Genomic DNA, 16,705 nt, shown 5'->3' with positions numbered 1-16,705 from the left:
TACATTCAATAAGTTAAAAAAGCAATAATTATCTTAAAGGATATTTATGAATAAATCAGGATTAAAACAAGTCCCTTTTATTACCCGCCAGTTAACACATGTATGGGACAGAAGCCCTGATCCTTGGTTTGTAAAAGATAAGGAATCCCGCTTTATTTATGCAAATACCAAGTTTATTAAAATCATTCAGTTACCGGAAAACTTTAGTATTATAGGGTATACCGTTGAAGAATTACCAATAGCTGTTAATGGTTTTGCCCATCACTTTAAAGAACATGATCGCAAGGTGTTAGAATGTATGCAGAAAGTATGCTCTGTCGGCACTTATCCTCAAGGTAATGGTCGGCCGCCTAAATCCTATTTTTGCGAAAAATATCCATTGATGAGTGAGGATAATCACTGTGTCGGCATTATCTCTCACGCCAGAGAATTAGAGCACTTTACGGTTTATCATTATATTAAAGAGCATATACCAACGTCAGCTAGCCTCAGGCCACCTAATGATTTGTTAAATGAGAAAGAGTGGATGGTTATTTTTCTATTTTGCTGCGGTATGAATAATAATGAAACATCCATTGAAATGAATGTTTCATGCCATGCGGTGGAAAAATATTTTGAAAGTATTTATGAAAAATTATCGGTCAGCTCATTGACTGAGTTACGATTACTTTGCAAAGAAAAAGGGTATGATCTCTATGTTCCATCAAGGTATTTTCTATCAATAGGCCATTTTATATTATAAATAATCGATTTTACTGTTAATTATTAATAATTCTATTAATTATTTAGATAATAATTAGGGATACAATTAATGACATCGCCAACCTTTACGTTAATTCAGGATTTATAGCCTATGGATTTAAAGATGCATCGCGACGGCAAGGGAATGAATCTACTCTCGCCGAAATAAGGCGGGAGGGGCGTTTCGACGGGACTAACGTCCCGTATAGTGTTTCACAACGTCGAGCATCGTCACACGCGCCGGCAAAATGAAAACGAGACCCAAGAACGGACTTGTTGTCTGCCTCTCATACTGATGGAAAGCGGTATATCGGGAGTGGTTGAGGGTGTAGCAAGGAAGCAGCCTGTGCACAGCTTTGACTCAGCAGCCTTATCACTGTCTCCGCACCACTTCGATTAGGATTTATCCTTATCATCCGCCTCTCTAACGTGGGATCAGATTGGCGAAATGTACCAGATAATCGGTAAAACAGTGGCGGAATGTCAAACTTTGATTCAGCGCCCACCGGATATGGCAGTGCACCAAGCTGATGAGCAACATGAAGTACCTGTTCGGCAATCTCATCATAAAACTCCACCAGCAATACTTTCGATTGTGCATTGGCGATAAACGCCTGTTTCACCTGCGGTATGATCCCCTGATTAAGCCGGACCACTAATGTTTCACTCACCTGAGCCTGCACAGCATGCATCACCGGAGCAAATACCAATCCACGCAATACTTCCAATGCCTGAAATCCCTGTACTTGACTGCCACCGGAATACATACTACGCCGAATGCGCTCTATTGCCGCTTGTTGACCTACCACAACACCGATACCTTGCGGGCCAAACAGTTTAAAGCTGGAGAAGGCCGATAACGCCGCGCCCCATTCACAACCGATACGTTCCACTTTCATGGCAGCATAGTTATCGTCAACCAGAACCGGTAGTGATGCCGCATTCAGCAGTGATATAACGTCTGCCAGCTCATAAGCATCATCAATTTTCTGCCGCGTGTGTTGTACCAACCCCGCCACCGGTAAATGTTGCAAAATCGCAGCTCGTATTTGTTCGGATTGATTGAAATCGGCCCGCACCAGATGCAAGCCCATCTGCTCGGCAATAATCGCCGTCGAGGGATATAACGGCGCATCATGAACCAGCAAGCGATCACCCGCATTAAGTAATGCCGATAGCCCACAACGTATTGCCCCGGTTCCCGCCCCTTGTACTAACACAGCAGCCTCAGCAGAAAAGAAATCGGCAATGACCTGTTCAACACGTTGCGTTATCTGTGGCCGGTTCAATCCCGGCACCAGCCCTAAATCTCCGGTGGTGAGGAAATCAGCACCGGGAAAATGGCGGCAAATAATGTCAACTAAATGAAACTGTTTGTGCTGCGCCTGCTCCATGCTCAGACTAGGTAATGGATATGTGTTCACTATCTGTTCTCCTGTTCTCCCTCACTTCCCCCCCTCTATTTTTATCATCACAAAATAAAGGGGGAGAACAGATAAATAACGTTAGCTAGCACCCCAACTACAATCGTTGCAATCGGCCCAATCGCCATTTCAACCAAAGGACGTTTAGCCGTACGGTTGAGTAGATAAATCCCCGCCACCACCATAAATCCCATGCCCGGCAGAATGGCGTTGGCAGCCATCATTCCCCCCACCAATAAGGCAACTTCTAACATGCGGGTAATAACAGTACGAATATGCTCACCACAAGCTTTGACGCCGGGATATTTATCCAACCAGATAGCAATTCTCGCCAGCAGTTTGATTTCCATAAACATAATCAAACTACCGGCAATGAAGGCAATCCACAGATTATTCGTGACTAATCCGGCGACAAATACAAACTTCATGCCGACCGGGCTATAAACCCCGGTAGCAATGGCTGTCATACCGACTAACGGCACAAAGCTGATCGCTCTGGCAAGCGCCACCAGCATGGCATTAGCCCCTTCCCCCTGCGCCATCAGTTGCAAGGATACCGGACCTTCCGCCAGCAGACTGAGTGACATTGAAGCCGCTACCGCCGTCAAACCACCACTTAATACCAGCAACCAAATGTTATTTTGAATGCGCTGTATCCGCGTGGAGAATAACCCAACCAGCGTCTCATTCGCCCCTTTGGCCGGAGCAGATCCCTCGCCAGCTTTGGGAACACGCTGTTTCATCGCGAAGTAGAACATCACAATCATTGAGATCAGCAGGGCTATCCCGTTAGGATCCAATTGCACCGGTTTGCTCAGAGCCCCACCAAAACTTAATGATCCTACCGCTTTGGTCGCGATATACCCCACCAATGTCGCAATCAGTACCCATATTCCTTTGCCATATCCGTATTGATAGGCCACAACAATCGCAGGAAATAGTGCAAAGCAGGCTACGATAGGATCGCCAACTTTACTCAGGTTGCCCATGAAATTAACCGGTAAATGGGCAAAGATATCGACAACCGATCGTAAACCGGTCATCAAGGCAACGGCATACAGCGCTCCCAAGACAGCAGAAAGTATGAAACCTTTTTTACTGTTTGCACACCAAGTACCAATGACATCGGTTCCCAATAATAAGCTATGCACCAGAATAATCGGGGCGGTCAGCGAGAACGGAATACCAAAGCCGATAACTAACCCAAAACTTAGGGCAAAACTGGTGGCAGCCAGGGTTTTACGATTCATACGCCCTTCCAGATGTTCCGGCATTAAAGGACGTAGCCCATCATGAAATACTGCAATACCGCGGTTAGCCATCATGGCAGATATCCCACCAATCACCGCCAATAAACCCGCTTTAAATGGATCAATTTCCATTAAACGGGTGAAAAATTCATATTCCATTTTCCTCTCCTTATGAAAAAAGAATAGCCTTGATAATTACCAGAATAACCGCGTCTATATCCTGACCGGTAAAACCAAATGCGGTTTTCCCGGCGTTTACATGGGCAATAATTTCTTCATCAGGCAGGATCTTGCCTGGCATACTGACGGTGGCGCATTTGTCAATACCAACAATAGCAATTGCCATTGCCAAAGCGCCTCCACCGGTATTACAGGCACCAAAATAGTAATCCGCATCACCACTCTTAAGCGCCATAGCGGCATCTATGTCACCCATCACGGTAATGGATGAGGCTTTATCGCCAGCCAGATGGCGTAAAGTTTCAGCAATTTTTTCTTTCTCAATTTGTCCTCCAATAACAAATCTCATAGGTTTTTCCTTTAGTTGAAAAATAGCATTGGGTTATCACGTAACATCAAATCAATATCGGTTTGCGTTAATCCAGCCCGGTTTAGCATCGGCACAAAGGTGGTGATTAAATAATCAAATCCATTGCCGCCATTGGCTTTTAAATGAGAACGACGGGTAATATCCATCGATAACATGACGCGGTTAAGCAAGCCACGTTGGGCCAAGGTCTGTAACATAGCGATCCGCTTTTCATCCGGGTAGTAATCGTTTTTGCCAATCGTGTCGAACTGGATATAGGCCCCCAGTTCAATGATGCGCAAAATGTTGTCCAGATTATCTTTAAGATCACAGTGACCAATAACTACACGTTCAGCATCTACACCGTGCTTTTTCAGTAACGCCAGTTGTTCAAGGCCCATCGTGCTTAATGTCGTATGCGTCGAAATAGGATGCCCGGTTGCCAGATGAGCTATAGCCGCAGCATGAAAGACTTTCTCTTCATCCGGCGTAATTACCCCTTTACTGGAACCAATTTCCCCGATCACTCCGGCTTTCAGCGTTGTATCGTCGATACCCTGCTCAATCTCAGCGATCATTTCATCCGCCAGTTGTCGAGCTGTGGTATGTGCTACATGTTCAGGAAAAAAGGCAGATTGGTAATAGCCAGTTGAAACTATTACATTAATGCCGGAGTCCCGCATCAGATCCAGCATAAACTGTGGGTTACGTCCCATGTAACGATTGGTCATCTCCACAATATTGTGTACACCCAAGCTGACCAGTGTTTTCATCTCTTCACAAATCAGCTCGTATTGATCCAGTCGGCAGTCAATGTTGTTTTTAAATGATGATAAATCGAGATGCAGGTGCTCATGTACATAGGTATAGCCGGACGCGTCAATTCTGTTTTTCTGGGTCATGAGTAAGGCGGTCCGCAGACGAAGAGAGTGGAACTGTGTCTGTTCACAGACCATGTTCTCCATTAATCGGGATAGGGTTTCCCTGGCTGTCATAAAGCCCTTCCAAGACCGGATGCCCTGACTGGATACCGCTAACTAACGCCACATCACTGCGGGTAGCAAATATCTGGGTGCGAAAACACAGCACGACAGCACAGCCGACCGGAAATTCACCGCTCAGAGGAAAGTGGTAATCAATACTGGTGTTATCCATCGGTAACAGGTGCGTGGCGGCGATCTGGCCGTTTGGCAGGAATATCAGCGCGTTATGCGCCCGTCCACGACGGTAATAACCGCCCCCATAGCAGTAACTGTTACCGTTAAATCGGTGGGATATTTCCGTCAAATAGAGCATAGCAATGCGTTCTGGCTGCTCTCCCCGAAAATTGGCAAGGATGGTTCCTGTTAGCGCATGCCCGGGCTCGGTATGGGTCACGCCATACTTTGCCAGTAACGGCAGTGTGCTACAGCTTGACGCCGATGGCGCATTTATCTGCGTCACCTCAACCCCAGTTTGTCGTAAAATGTCTTTTGCTTTCAGTAAAGTAAATAAGTTTGGTGCCGGCAGTGTCTGCTGCTGATCCTCTTGCCACAGCAAGCAAGGAAAATGTGTCAACCCCGTCAGTTTTACACCGGGCATTGCCATAATGTGCTGAACGATGGTGTGCAATTCCGACAAGTGAAAACCCGCTTCCTGACCCGGATATAAATGGTCATGATCATCGTAGATTTTCAGCATAATGCGTTGCACATTTCCCTCACGCCGCGCCAGACTGGAAATTTCCTCCGCTTTTTCTAAAGAATATACTGTGATCACTTCCGGATGTTGCTGCATCACTGAGGAGACCATATTACGAGGGATCTGTACCAGATGGCCTGCATGAGTCACTGGGATCTTCCCACTCATCAAGGCTCTAGCCTCTTTAAAATCCACCGCGGTGACACCCTGATAACCCAATTCCATCAGTTTACGTGCCAACCAGGAGTTACGCCCAACCTGTTTGGTCATCAGATAGAGAGCAATGCCATAATGCTCCGCTACCGCAAGCAATCGTCTGGCATTTTCTAAAACCTGATCCACGTCAATCACATAAGTATCAGGCAGTAAGACCCCTTGCGCCCATAATGTCTGGGCTGCCTCAATCAGTGCCGGATTTTGTTTGTTCAGTGCATGTATAAACATGCAGTACCTCCTGTACTCCTTCGGCGATCAATGCCACTGCATTAAGTTAGATGTTAAATCATCATTTTTTTGAATATTTGATGGAAAAAAATTCCCTCATCTCTATGGTGGTATTATCACTGCCCCTTTGCCGCCCAAAGGCTAAACAAGTTTGCCAGCAGATAACCCTCTTCACAGGGATGTAATTGCACGTCAAAATGTGCCAGCAGCGAAGCGTTAATTGCTTGCAAATGAGAAAAGATTCTCGATTGACGCACTTCCATCAGCAGTTCATTATCCATTGAACTGATTTGTTCTCCCCGGCGTGAGCGCATTAACGCGTTGGCCATATGTGTTATTACTATTTCCCCTAACGCATTCCTGACAGGAATTTCCCAATCGTTTTCAAGCTGCGCCACAACTTGTAACATGCCATCATGAATATCCTGATCAATGACATTTCCCTGATAGAGCAGATTCAGCCGATTTTCCACGCGTTAACGCCATCCATGCCAAATTAATAACTTGGGTCCTGTTGACCTGCCAGTACACGTTGTTGATGAACTAATAACTCTGTTGTATTTACCATCGTGCGTAAAAGTTGTTGCATCAGAATGTCATCAGCTCTGGTTAAAATCACCGCTTCAGAGGCTCGGGTAAAACATGCACTTCCACTGAGCGGTACTGCAATAAGCTCTCTGGAACTGAGTTCAACTTCTCTGCTGACGTTCCAGATCACGGCATCAATGTCACCTTTCGCGACCTTATACAGGCTCTCGTGGTAAGAAATATCCACCAACGTGATATCCTGCCCGGCAAAGTACACTTCAGTCATGATTTTCTGGTCGGCAGAACGATGATCCAACCCAACACGACGGATATTATGTTCACCTCCTTTGCGATAAATCAGTTGGTGTGCACCAACATAGGTATGTGGCCCCAATTCAAGTACAGTACAAACATCACCTTGTTCCAGATAAGTTTGCGCCGCCAAATGTGATACCACCGCCAAGTCATAAATACCCTTACGCAAGCATTCCACCCTGGCATCTGAACCTCTCATGTGGGCGAAGTAAAATGGAATGCCCTCAAATTGCGCTTTCAGCCCGCTCGCCAGCCCTTCGTACAATCGGGTATAAGGCAGCGGCATTGCACAAACTACGTTGCTAATATCAGCATGGGCTAACAGTGCTTTGTGATCCATACTGACCAAATAGCTACCATTACGCCCTCGTCGTTCCACATAAACCGCGCCAGAACTCTCCAGTTTTTTTAATGCAAACTGAACTAACCCAACAGATAACCCATAGTCAGATGACAGCTCTTCAATCGTTTTCAACCGATTACCACAGCGCTCACCTAGCAGATAACGTGCCAGACACGCTTGAGCAACCCCCTCTTTTTTAAGCAGCCCATGACTCATAATAATTCTTCATTTTTTTGAATATATTTATATCCAATTTAAGCAGGCAAATGACAATCGAAAAATAGTAAAAATGCGAATGAGGTCACGAATAAATAGGTAATTTTCTGAAATTTCAATGATTTTAGTTTGATAATTAATAATTTCTGTTTTTATGGTTTAGTTGTGGTCGTTTCTGGACGCTTAATCAGTGCATAGATCAATCCTGCCAACAAAGTACCGACAATAATCGACATCAAATAACCCAGTATTGGTGTGATAGCACCTGGAATCAACAGCACAAACAGGCCACCGTGCGGTGCCATTAATTGCGCACTTATTGCCATAGAGATCGCTCCCGTCACCGCACCACCAACGATACAACATGGGAGCACACGTATCGGATCACGGACAGCAAAGGGAATCGCGCCTTCGGAAATAAAACAGAGTCCTAACACCAATGCGGCTTTACCACTTTCCCGCTGAACGTTATCAAACTTCTGCCGGGCAATCAGTGTTGCCACTCCCATAGCCAGCGGGGGAACCATCCCCGCAGCCATAATGGCCGCCATTGGCGCGTAGGTTTGTGAGCTAAGCAAGCCGACACCAAACGCATAGGCAGCTTTGTTTATCGCTCCCCCCATATCAGCACACATCATCCCGCCCAAAATGGCTCCTAGCAGGAGTGCGTTGGTTGTCCCCATGTGAGAAAGCCAATACGTTAGCCCCGCCATAATACCGGCGACGGGTTTACCAATAACGTAAATCATAATCAGGCCAGTGATCAGGCTAGTAAATAGCGGAATGATCAAGATCGGTTTCAATGCGGCCATACTTTGCGGCAATTTCACTTTGCTGTTAAGCAACTTCGCTACGTAACCGGCGAGGAAACCCGCAATAATACCGCCAATAAATCCCGCGTTCGTGCTAGTTGCCAGCATGCCGCCAATTAAACCGGGTGTCAGACCTGGGCGATCAGCGATCGAGAAAGCAATGTAACCTGCCAGTACAGGGACCATCAGCGCAAAAGCTGAGCTACCACCGATTTGCATTAACGCCGCCGCCAATGTACCCGATTCTTTAAATGCAGTGATGCCAAAAGCAAATGACAATGCAATGCACAGGCCACCCGCCACCACCATCGGTAACATGTAAGAAACACCCGTCAACAAGTGACGATAGATACCGGTATTATCTTCCCTCCGGTCAGTTTTAACCTTTTGCCCTTCCGGCTCGAAAAGCTTGGCTTCGGCTAGCGCCTTATCAAATTCTTGCGCTGTTTTCTTCAACGCCAGCCCGGTAGAGGTACGGTACATCGGTTTTCCGGCAAATTTCGCCAGATCTACGTCAATATCGGCAACGACTAGCACCAGATCCGCTTTTTCTACCTCTTCCGGCGTAATCACATTACCCGCACCTACTGAACCACGCGTTTCCACCTTGACCCACCAACCGCGCTTTTTGGCTTCGGTTTCGATGGCCTCAGCGGCCATAAAGGTGTGCGCTACCCCTGTAGGACAAGCAGTCACCGCGACAATCCGTTTTGTATCACAACTGATGTCAGTTGCCGGTATCTGATACGGCTTGGCGTCAGCTTTTGCCTGCTGAAAGAAATTTTTCGGCGCATGCAATGCCTGTTCCGTGTCACCGAGATAAACAAGCTTACCGTTCAATGTGTTATCGGTGGGGATGCGACTGCCGGTCACGACCACCAAATCGGCCTCTGCTGGATTTTCTGTTAGTATCTGCCCGATTTCCGCCGCAGCGGCACTGAGGATTGTTTTCACCAGATAACTTCCGGCAAGTCCGAGTGAAGGATCAACGATAAGCAGCATTTTCATCATGCTTCTCCTGCTGTTAGCTAAAAGGGTTGTAGATCGACGTGCGCCATTATCACGGCAAATGGGGGATTTCTACTCTCGCGGCCCCTCGCCCAAACCGGAGGCCACCGCTTCACCAATGGCCGCTATCGCCTGCGGCGCATCATCACCATTGGCAGTAATGTGAAGCCGATGGCCTTTTTTAGCGCCCAATGTCATGATTTTCATCAGACTACGGCCGTTTACCGGTTGACCGGCACCATCAAGATTGATGAGGGTAATTTCACTGGAAAATTGCCGGATAACATTGACCAACACAGCACCTGGGCGAGTATGTAAGCCATGTTCGTTGCACAGGACAAATTCCCCGCTGGATATGGTGCTCTGCGCCAGTGCGCCGCTGGTCAGTAATGCCAGCACTGTCGGCGCATCAGCTTTCAGCAAACATTCCGCTTTTTGTGCTAATAGCAAGTTACTTAGGTGGTGCAACACACTTAGTGGTTGGTCGTCAGCAACCGCCACCGTCAGCAACATCACCACCGGCTCGTTATCCCGCGTGAATAATCGGCTCACTGCTACAGCGCTGGTTAAGTTACCGTCGGGGCTATCACTGAGCCAAATGCCCTGCCCAAGATCCAGTGGCTTACTGTTAATCACTTTGCTGACAAAGGTCGTATCCACGGCCCCCGCTCGCTGTAACCGCCCGGCATTCAATGCCTGTAATGTCATCAGATCGCAGGCATTAACATCTAACGTAATCAAGCTGGTATCGAATTTGAACTCAGACTGCTGAACTTCTCCCATTAGCAAGCTATGCAGTGCCTGTGCTGACTCAATAGTTTTTAGCTGTTTTGCAATACGATCATCACTCAGTAAGTGTGTTAACTGGCGCAGTAGTGCCAAATGCTCATCGGAACGCGCGGCGATACCAATAACCACATAACACATCGCGCCTTGATCCCATTCAACACCCTGTGAGAAGTGAAATACCTGTACATCGGTTTTCATGACCAGATCACGAGTATCTAACGTGCCATGGGGAATGGCGATACCGTTGCCAAGGTAGGTGGAAATTTGCTTTTCACGTTGCAACATGCCGTCAACATAGGCATCACCGACGTTACCATTCGCGGCTAACATGGCCGCCACCTGGCGAATAGCATCCTCTTTACTGGTCGCAATTGCGCCTGTATGGATATTTTGCAGAGCCAACTGGAACATAATTTTCTCCCTATTACCAAAAATAGAATCGTTTCAGTTTACGCAGAGAAAAAAGCATTAAGTCCATAGAAAGAAAAAGAGATAAAAAACTGAAACGTTTCAACGAGTGTGGAACATGACTAATTTTCATTCAATACTTATGTGAAATAAAATCGCAATTTTTTGAGATTACTCACATTTTTCCAGCCATCGTTTTTTGTCTATCTCCGGTTTAAGAGATTTGGTAAACCTTGAGGGTTCTGTGAAACATTTTTTTTATCGACAGAGGGAACAGATTTAACCGCATTTATAAATGTAGTGGTCAACTCATTCCGAAACACTTATAGAAAAGTTAGTTTTACAGCGATGGTAAGAACTCTCAATATGAGAATATTAAACGTCACGCTATTTAAGATGGTCTAAGATGGTCTTTATGTATACCCGTTATCTTTCAAGTTGCCTCTTTGTTGGCTGCACGCGCTCACCCCGGTCACATAGTTACCTATGCTCCCGGGGATTCACGCCCTTGCCGTCGCGATGCATCTTGAAATCCGTAGGGTATATGCGCCTTAACAGGCGCATACATCAGAATCGCTTATTCAGTTGGACAAGGATTTTCATTTGGGACGTAATCAAAGTGTAATTCTCGGTGCCGATTCCTTTTTACACCCCAAACACCGTGGAAACGCTCTGCATTACTGGCAGTATAGCGTACTGTATGGCGAATATTACTGTGCCCAAGATAATCTTGTATCAACCGAGTATCTATCCCCCTATCTGCAAGCGCAAAACCACAGGCATGGCGCAACATGTGCGGATGAGAGCCTACGGAAATATTAGCCAATCGTCCTAATTGACTAATAAGTTGATAAATGCGCTGGCGAGTCAGTGGGTTTCCGCTGCGTGACAGAAACAACCAATCACTTTCTGCCCCTCGGAAGGTTTTACGGACTTTTAGCCACTCCCTGATCGCCTGGATTTCATAGCCTAACAGAGGATGAATAGTAGAAAATCCGCCTTTTAAACGCCGGATATACAAACTGCCATCTTCCAAATCCAGATCAGATATCCGTAGATACCTGGCTTCACTAACACGTAAGCCATGAACAAAACTCATGTATACCAGACAATAGTCGCGCTCCCCATTAGGGCCCTTTTTCGCCACTTCCAGCATTCTTTCCACTTCGTATTGCGTTAGATGTCTTCGCTGACCCATTATGGTCTATCCCAAATATTCTTTGTTGCAACGCATTTAACACGCTGCGTTATCTGTAACTGATTAAGACCCGGAACCAACCCTAAATCCCCCATAGTAATTAAACCTGCGCCAGAATAGCGGCAGATGACTGTATGAAACCTCTGTTTCTGTACTTGATCTATGCTCAAGCTGTGTAATGGATAGATATTCAATGTCTGTTCTCCGGTAATTTCCCCCTATTCTTACCATCACAAGGCCAAAAGAAAAATAGTGATTCAATTAACCGATCCCTACCCAATAAGGCTTTTTGGCTAAAATTACCAACAAAAATCGCTGCGATAGGCCCAATAACCATTTTAACAAAAGGACGTGTCCGTCAGATTGATGTCTGGTTCAAATCACTAAGGAAGGATGTTGATGCAGCAATGTTTTCCGGCTTCCAGCTTCCGATAAACATTTAATCTCTCTATACCCGTTATCCTTCAAGTTGCCTCTTTGTTGGCTGCGCTCACTCACCCCAGTCACATAGTTCTCTATGCTCCCGGGGATCCGTTCCCTTGCCGTCGCGATACATCTTGAAATCCATAGGGTATATATCTTTGCTAGAAGAAACCGGCGGGGCAGCAAATCTAACAAACTGGTAACACGGGTAGACGATCCTCTATACAGAATAATCTGGTATATCAGCTAGATACAATATTCAGCTTTTCAAACTACTACCAGATTTTATCCATATCGTCATCAATGATGCCTTTTATAAATTTTTTAAACCTCAATATTATGACCCATTATTGCCCTTCTCCGCCAATCATTTACAACAAAAATTAGTTTGCGAGCATAATCACACGTTTAAAAGTTACATGTTACTTTTCCCGTTATTTGTTATTTAAAACAATCGGGTAAGTGTCATTTTATCTCCCTATGCTGTTATTCTTAATCTGTCTCTTTAGTTTTATGTCATTAAATAATATCCATAGCAGGGAACAAAAATTTAATGAAAAGAATCATTAACACATTGCAAAACCTTGGCAAATCTTTGTATGGCCCGGTGTTAATTCTCCCTATTGTCGGGCTGTTTATTGCTTTTGGCAATGTATTGGGAAACGGTAACCTTGCAGAATATCTTCCATTTTTAAACCACGGGTTAATTCAGCAATCTGGCAAACTGATCGCCCAATCTGCTATTTCAATATTGAGCAATCTGGCGTTGATTTTTGCTGTTGGAATCCCTATCGGACTGGCAAAACGCAATAAAGGTTATGCCGCATTGATCGGTCTGGTTACTTTCGTCATTTTTATCAACGCCATGCACGTCACTTTAGCATTACAAGGAAAATTGGTGCCAGAAACGCAAATGCGCAATGTTGGTCAAGGAATGGTGCTAGGTGTGCAAGTATTGGAAATGGGGGCTTTTGCCGGGATATTGATCGGTGCACTGGCTGGCTATTGCTATAACCGTTATTCGTCAAAACAGTTTAATGGTGTAATGGCAATTTATTCCGGGCACTGTTTTGTTGCCATTCTGATGATCCCTCTGGCCGTTATATCGGGTTACTTAATGAGTGATATTTGGCCCTATGCGCAACGGAGCATCAGCGCCCTTGCGCATGGTATTCATGAGTCCGGGGCATTTGGCGTCGCTATATACGGCTTTCTGGAGCGCATTCTGATCCCCTTAGGTTTACATCATCTGGTTTACACGCCCTTTTTGTATACCGAATTAGGGGGCATTGCAGAGGTATGCGGCACTGTACATCAAGGAGCTCGTAATATCTATTTCGCTGAAATGGCCTGCCCGGCTGTACATCAACTCAGTCACAGCGTGGTATGGGATGCACGAGGGATCAGCAAGATGTTTGGCCTGACTGCCGCTGCACTGGCAATGTATGTGACTGCCCGCCCAGAAAAGAAAAGTACAGCAAAAGCTGTTCTCATCCCTGCCGCCATGACCACTTTTTTGTTAGGCGTGACCGAACCACTCGAATTTTCTTTCCTGTTTGTTGCTCCGCTACTATTTGGTGTTCATGCCGTGCTAACCGGTTTAGGTTTTATGCTGTTCTATCTACTCGGCGTACATGCTATCGGCGCTAATGGCATAATCGACTTCATACTGTACAACTTACCGCTCGGTACCGAAAAATCTAACTGGCCAATGTATATCGCCGTAGGGCTAATCATGTCGGTGATTTATTTCTTCGCATTCCGTTTCCTCATTTTACATTACGACCTGAAAACCCCGGGACGCGAAAATAACGATCAGGAAACACGCCTCTATAGCAAGCAACAGTATCAAGTTGCCAATGATGACAAACCAGGACAACAAATCATCTGTGGGTTAGGTGGTACAGCAAATATTGTCGCTATCGACAACTGCTACACCCGGCTACGCATAACAGTACATGACACCACGCTCATTGACAAAAACAGGCTTAAATCAACCGGCGCAAAAGGTGTCATCTGTCAGGGAAATAACGTTCAGGTAATTTACGGTCTGCACGTCCAAAAAATGCGTGAAGCCGTAGAAGAAGCACTTTAACAGGAGCATAAACATGGCTAACGCCCCTTTCATTTTAACTATCGCTGGCGGCGGGAGTACCTATACGCCAGGTATCGTAAAAAGCCTGATGGTACGGCTAAACGACTTCCCACTAGCGGAAATTCGTTTGTATGACATCGATACTCACCGACAAAACACTATCGCGCCGGTAGTAGAAAAGGTGATACGCGAACATAGCCAGACGATTCGCTTTGTCGTGACAAGCGAGGCAAAAACCGCCTTTAGTGGTACCCATTTTGTCTTTGCTCAGATACGCGTCGGTCAGTATAAAATGCGAGAACAGGACGAAAAGATCCCCTTACACCACGGCGTAATTGGTCAGGAAACCTGTGGCCTTGGCGGATTGGCTTATGGTCTACGTACTATTATGCCAATGGTGAAACTGATCGATTTAGTGGAGCGCTACGCAGACAACGCTTGGATCGTAAATTACTCCAACCCTGCCTCTATCGTTGCTGAAGGAATACGCCGTCTACGTCCACACGCTAGCGTACTCAATATCTGTGATATGCCAGTGGCCGCTATGCGCAACATGGCAGCAATTTTAGACGTAGATCGCCACGATATGACTGTCGATTACTTTGGTCTGAACCATTTCGGCTGGTTTACCAAGGTATGGGTGAACGGAAAAGATCATTTGCCTGAATTGCGTCGCCATATCGCTCAGCATGGTTTACTGACTGCTAATGCCGCACAGACAGATCCGCAACATGCCGATCCGTCATGGGTTAAAACCTGGCGTAATATCAAGCCGCTCATGGACCATTTTCCTGATTATGTGCCTAACCCCTATTTGCAATACTATCTGATGCCAAACCATATTGTTGAGCACCAAAATCCTGACTATACCCGTGCCAATGAAGTGATGGACGGGCGCGAAAAGAAGTTGTTTAAAGCAGCGGCTGAGTTTAAACATACAGGGATTTTACCCGACGCTTTCCATGTAGGGGTACATGGCGCTTTTATTGTTGATGTAGCATGTTCACTGGCTTTTGATTTGCGCCAACGCCATTTGGTCATTACCGAAAACAGAGGCGCTATCGCTAACTTACCTTATGATGCAATGGTGGAAGTACCTGCTTACATTACCGCTCAAGGCCCTGAACCGGTATGTATAGGGAACGTACCACTGTTCCATCAAGCGCTGCTAGCGCAACAACTGGCTTCAGAACAGTTGTTAGTGGAAGCGGCATTAGAAGGTAGCTATGAGAAAGTGCTGCAAGCATTCACACTGAATCGTACCGTCCCTACCATGCAACAAGCCAAAGCGATTCTGGATGAAATGATCGAAGCCAACCTGGGTTATTGGCCTACGCTAAATCCAGCCTGGCACCAAGGTGAAGCGATTTAACCCATATTTAACCTATAATCTGCCTTTCTTACATAGTAAAGCAGATTTTTATGCGAGCCGGCTCACTATCCGACAATCACTATCTTGAGGAGATTAAGAAAATTCACCACAATTCAATTACCGAACAGCCGAACATATACCCTATGGGTTTCAAGATGCATCGCGGCGGCAAGGGAGTGAATCCCCGGGAGCGGGAGCATAGATAACGATGTGACTGGGGTGAGCGAGTGCAGCCAACAAAGAGGCAACTTGAAAGATGACGGATAATCGATTAGCACCCTTATTACAGCACAGCGAAAGAATAACTCGCGCGGAATACCGCGTATTATCCTATTTAACCGCGCATCCATTGTTAATTGGGCAAATTACAGTACGTGAGCTGGCAAAAGCTACGTTCATTTCTCCCGCCACTATTATGCGTTTATGTCAGAAACTGGGGTTCAGTGGCTATAGTGAATTTATTTGGTACTGTAAACAATTACTGTCCAGTGGAACGTCTATTTCCGGGAATATTCAGCCCCATCATACTGAGATAATTCCTGATGCATTTGAACACTTCGTGACTAATTACCGTAAAACTTTCTCTTTAATTACACCAGAAAAAATGTCACGCTTTAGCACTCTGCTACGTGAGAAAGAGAATTTTTTTCTCTATAGTGCCGGTTTCTCCAGACTATTTGCCGATTACTTGACGCAAAAATTGCAAATATTAGGGAAAACTGCTTTTAAATCCGGCCCAGGAGATAGCCGTAAGATTTTCCTAAGTAATGCGGTGAAATATGAAGTTTTTATTGCTATCTCTCGCAGCGGCCAGACAGAACAAGTATTGGATAAAGTACGCATTGCTCATAATGTTGGTATGACAGTCATTGCATTTACCCGCTCATCTGCTAATCCATTAGCTTCACTGGCTGATGTGCACTTTGCACTGTATGACGAGGCAATTTATTTCGATGCAGAAATCAACGAAATAACTTCATTCGAGTCTAATCTGATCATGCTCATTGATTTACTATTATTACAAGCAACGTCTTAATTCATTGAGTACAAGCCATACAACATGATCTCGACAGACAAAGAAAAGGAAAATAAAAACAGAAAAAGAGATGTTAAGGATTAAATCAAACCTG

14 protein-coding genes are annotated in these 16,705 nt (G+C 45.6%); 4 read left to right on the top strand and 10 right to left on the bottom strand.

Translation table 11 applies throughout. The features are described 5' to 3' along the window. Positions 1-46 precede the first annotated feature (46 nt). Entirely contained in the window at positions 47-742 is a 696-nt protein-coding gene (locus PluTT01m_RS10330) for a helix-turn-helix transcriptional regulator (RefSeq protein ID WP_011146259.1), read from the top strand. 286 nt (positions 743-1,028) lie between these two features. On the opposite strand, the gene PluTT01m_RS10325 is transcribed toward PluTT01m_RS10330, so the two are convergent. From PluTT01m_RS10325 to PluTT01m_RS10280, 10 genes are all read right to left on the bottom strand, one after another. Next, entirely contained in the window at positions 1,029-2,165 is a 1,137-nt protein-coding gene (locus PluTT01m_RS10325; protein WP_011146258.1) for an aminotransferase class V-fold PLP-dependent enzyme, read from the bottom strand. Between the two features lie 47 nt (positions 2,166-2,212). After that, entirely contained in the window at positions 2,213-3,574 is a 1,362-nt protein-coding gene (locus PluTT01m_RS10320) for a YhfT family protein (RefSeq protein ID WP_041380053.1), read from the bottom strand. 10 nt (positions 3,575-3,584) lie between these two features. Next, complete coding sequence (locus PluTT01m_RS10315) at positions 3,585-3,944, bottom strand: DUF2620 domain-containing protein (RefSeq protein WP_011146256.1); 360 nt, start codon at positions 3,942-3,944, stop codon at positions 3,585-3,587. Between the two features lie 11 nt (positions 3,945-3,955). Continuing rightward, entirely contained in the window at positions 3,956-4,846 is an 891-nt protein-coding gene (locus PluTT01m_RS10310; RefSeq protein WP_011146255.1) for a phosphotriesterase-related protein, read from the bottom strand. 43 nt (positions 4,847-4,889) lie between these two features. Next, complete coding sequence (locus PluTT01m_RS10305; RefSeq protein ID WP_011146254.1) at positions 4,890-6,068, bottom strand: YhfX family PLP-dependent enzyme; 1,179 nt, start codon at positions 6,066-6,068, stop codon at positions 4,890-4,892. A 116-nt stretch (positions 6,069-6,184) separates the two neighbouring features. Beyond that, entirely contained in the window at positions 6,185-6,541 is a 357-nt protein-coding gene (locus PluTT01m_RS10300; RefSeq protein WP_011146253.1) for a PRD domain-containing protein, read from the bottom strand. A gap of 23 nt (positions 6,542-6,564) precedes the next feature. Continuing rightward, a complete protein-coding gene (yhfZ, locus tag PluTT01m_RS10295; protein WP_011146252.1) occupies positions 6,565-7,470 on the bottom strand; it encodes a GntR family transcriptional regulator YhfZ in 906 nt (301 codons plus the stop codon). A gap of 152 nt (positions 7,471-7,622) precedes the next feature. Then, positions 7,623-9,290 carry a PTS fructose transporter subunit IIBC gene (gene fruA / locus PluTT01m_RS10290; RefSeq protein WP_041380052.1) on the bottom strand — a complete coding sequence of 556 codons (1,668 nt, stop codon included), beginning with the start codon at positions 9,288-9,290 and terminating at the stop codon, positions 7,623-7,625. A 72-nt stretch (positions 9,291-9,362) separates the two neighbouring features. Beyond that, a complete protein-coding gene (gene fruB, locus PluTT01m_RS10285; RefSeq protein WP_011146250.1) occupies positions 9,363-10,490 on the bottom strand; it encodes a fused PTS fructose transporter subunit IIA/HPr protein in 1,128 nt (375 codons plus the stop codon). Between the two features lie 574 nt (positions 10,491-11,064). Further along, positions 11,065-11,685: a tyrosine-type DNA invertase gene (locus PluTT01m_RS10280; protein WP_011146249.1), complete on the bottom strand. Its 621-nt coding sequence runs from the start codon at positions 11,683-11,685 to the stop codon at positions 11,065-11,067. A gap of 976 nt (positions 11,686-12,661) precedes the next feature. Between PluTT01m_RS10280 and PluTT01m_RS10270 the strand changes: the two genes are divergently transcribed. The 3 genes from PluTT01m_RS10270 to PluTT01m_RS10260 all read left to right on the top strand — a co-directional run bounded on the left by PluTT01m_RS10270 (position 12,662) and on the right by PluTT01m_RS10260 (position 16,611). Then, entirely contained in the window at positions 12,662-14,203 is a 1,542-nt protein-coding gene (locus PluTT01m_RS10270; protein ID WP_011146248.1) for a PTS transporter subunit EIIC, read from the top strand. A 13-nt stretch (positions 14,204-14,216) separates the two neighbouring features. Beyond that, positions 14,217-15,575, top strand: a complete 1,359-nt coding sequence (locus tag PluTT01m_RS10265) for a 6-phospho-alpha-glucosidase (RefSeq protein WP_011146247.1) — start codon at positions 14,217-14,219, stop codon at positions 15,573-15,575. Between the two features lie 256 nt (positions 15,576-15,831). Then, positions 15,832-16,611 (top strand): MurR/RpiR family transcriptional regulator, encoded by a 780-nt coding sequence (locus PluTT01m_RS10260; RefSeq protein WP_011146246.1) that lies wholly within the window; start codon positions 15,832-15,834, stop codon positions 16,609-16,611. Positions 16,612-16,705 lie beyond the last annotated feature (94 nt).

Source organism: Photorhabdus laumondii subsp. laumondii (genome assembly GCF_003343245.1).
Lineage (GTDB): Bacteria > Pseudomonadota > Gammaproteobacteria > Enterobacterales > Enterobacteriaceae > Photorhabdus > Photorhabdus laumondii.
This window is presented reverse-complemented; position numbering and strand designations above follow the sequence as displayed.